This is a genomic window from Streptomyces colwelliae (assembly GCF_048158785.1).
Lineage (GTDB): Bacteria > Actinomycetota > Actinomycetes > Streptomycetales > Streptomycetaceae > Streptomyces.
Genome location: NZ_JBLTJC010000680.1, coordinates 1 through 2,624, shown reverse-complemented (window position 1 = coordinate 2,624; position 2,624 = coordinate 1). Strand labels below are relative to the sequence as shown.

Annotated in this window: 1 protein-coding gene and 1 pseudogene; both read right to left on the bottom strand. The window is 71.1% G+C overall.

The genetic code is table 11. The features are described from left to right. Positions 1-310 precede the first annotated feature (310 nt). Positions 311-1,135: pseudogene (locus tag ACNFOC_RS53095) on the bottom strand (alcohol dehydrogenase catalytic domain-containing protein); the annotation flags it as partial. Between the two features lie 11 nt (positions 1,136-1,146). Beyond that, positions 1,147-2,624, bottom strand: a 1,478-nt coding sequence (locus ACNFOC_RS53090) for an MFS transporter (RefSeq protein ID WP_416966126.1), incomplete at its 5' end; no start/stop codon positions are given.

Genomic DNA, 2,624 nt, shown 5'->3' with positions numbered 1-2,624 from the left:
CTTCAGCACTTCCTGCTGCGTCGGATCGTCGAGAAGGAGAACCAGGCATGAGGATCGCGATCGTGGGCGGCGGGCCTGGTGGGCTGTACCTCGCCGCGCTGATGAAGCAGCTCGCCAGCCGCAGCATCACCTTGCTGCTCCCGCTTCCCGGATCCGCGGCGACGGCCAATGCCTCCTCCGCCCGTTCCAGCGGGAAGCGGTGCGTGATCACCGGCGTCACGTCCAGCCCGTCCCGCAGCGCGAGCAGCGCGTCGTCGATCTCCTCGACGAAGCGGTAGGAGCCGATCCAGGTGATCTCGCGGGTGACCAGGTCACCGAGGGCGGCGGAGACCGCCGTACCGGGGAGGTTGCCGACCTGGACGAGGGTGCCGCCGCGCGCGGTGGACCGTAGGACCGGGCCGAGCGCCGAGGGGGCGCCGGACGCCTCGAAGACGACGTCCACGTCCTCGGGCAGGGACTCGCCCCGGGAGATGTCACGCGTCTCGTCGGCGCCCATCGCGCGGGCCACGGCGAGAGAGGTGGCGGACAGGTCGGCGGCGATGACGGTGCCCGCCCCGGAGTGTTTCGCCGCCGCGACCACCAACGAGCCGATCGGACCTGCCCCGTTGACCAGGACCGTCCGGCCGCGCAGCGCCGGAACCCGGCCCACGGCGTGCAGGGCGACCGCCAACGGCTCGGCCAGGGCGCCCTGTTGGGTGTCGACGCCGTCCGGCAGGGGGCGGACCTGGGTCGCGGGGACCGTACGGTATTCGCTGAACCCGCCGTCGGTGTGCGGGTCGAAGGCCGCCGAGCCGAAGTAGCGGACGTGCGGGTAGAGGTTGGTGCGTCCCGCGATCCGGTCCGGGAGGATGCCGTCGCCGACCAACTGGGCCGGGTGGACGGTGACTTGCCGGCCTTCCTCCAGGCCGGTGACCCCGGCGCCGAGCGCCGCGATCCGGCCCGCGACCTCGTGGCCGAGGACCAGGGGGTGCGCGAGCGAGGCGGTGCCGGACGCGCCGTTCTTCCAGTAGGCGATGTCGGATCCGCAGATGCCGCCCCACTCCAGGGCGAGCAGCACCTCTCCGGGGCCCGGTACCGGCCGGGTCCGTTCGTCGATGCGCACGTCTCCGGGACCGTGCACCACGACCGCCTTCATACGGCGATTGCTCATACGGCGTCCTCCAGTCGGACCAGGTCGCGTCCGCGCGTCTCGGGGGCGAGGAACGCGCTGACGAAGGTGATGAGCGAGTAGACGATGAGCATCACGGCGATGGGCCACCAGCTGCCGGTGACGGCGGTGAGCGAGGCCGCGAGGACCGGGCCGATCGCGGTGGTGAGGATGCCGCCGATCTCCTTGGCGAGGGCGAGCTGGGTGAACCGGGTGCGGGAGCCGAAGAGTTCGGCCATCGTCACGCTCTCCAGCGAGAACAGACCGAGGACACCGACGTTCAGGCCGAGCACCATGCCGAGCATCACCGCCGCCGAGGAGCCGGACGAGATGAGGAACATCACCGGGAAGGCGATGACGGCCGTCAGGAGCGAGAACGCCATGTAGACAGGGCGGCGGCCGTAGCGGTCGCCGATCAGGCCCACGACCGGCACGGTGGCGAAGCCGAGCAGGGAGCCGTAGACGATCGCGTCCGTGGGGACGGAGCGGCCGACCGAGAGGTTGGTGGCGATGTAGCCGACGAGGAAGGTCTGGATGAGACCGGAGTTGCCGGCCTGGCCCAGGCGCAGCCCCAGCGCGAGGAAGAACGCCTTGCCCTTGCGCTGCCGGATGCCCGCCGCCAGGACGCTGCTCCGGTGCTCGTCGACGGCGGAGACGGCGGCGATCGTCGACTCGACCTCGCCGCGGTCCATCGCCACCCCGTCCACGACGTCGGCGCGTTCCTCGAAGACCGGGCTCTCCTTGAGGCCGCGCCGCAGCCAGACCGCGAAGAGCATCAGCACGAAGCTCAGCAGGAAGGGCAACCGCCAGCCCCAGGAGAGGAGTTGGTCCTCGCTGAGCACGCCGATGAGGATGGCCCACAGACCGGAGGCGGCGAGCGTCCCGGAGTTCGTGCCGAGCGACACCAGCGAGGCGATCAGGCCGCGCCTGCGTACGGGGGCGTACTCGGCGAGCAGCACGGTGGCCCCGGCGATCTCGGCGCCGGCGCCGAAGCCCTGGACCAGCCGCAGCAGGACGAGCAGGCTCGGCGCGAGGATGCCGAGGGTGGCGTAGGTGGGCAGGGCGCCGATGAGGGTGGTGGACGCGCCCATCAGCAGAATCGTGATGACGAGGACCTTCTTGCGGCCGATCCGGTCGCCCATCCGCCCGAAGTAGACGGCACCGGCGAGCCGGGCGACGTAGCCGACGCCGTAGGTGGCCATCGCGGCGATCAGCCCGATCGCGGGGCTGACGTCCGGGAAGAAGATCTTGTTGAAGACGATCGCGGCGGCCAGCGAGTACAGCTGGAAGTCCATGAACTCCATGGCCGTGCCCAGCCATCCGGAGACGGCGGCCCGGGCCAGATCGCTCGTGGTGCGTTGTGCGGGTGGCGTCTGCTGAGCGGCTGTGACGCTGTCCTTCATCGTGAACTCCATTGTTCGGGGCGGCAGTTCGGGGCGGTGGTGCGGGGACGGGAGTGAGGCGGTCGGTGGGGAGC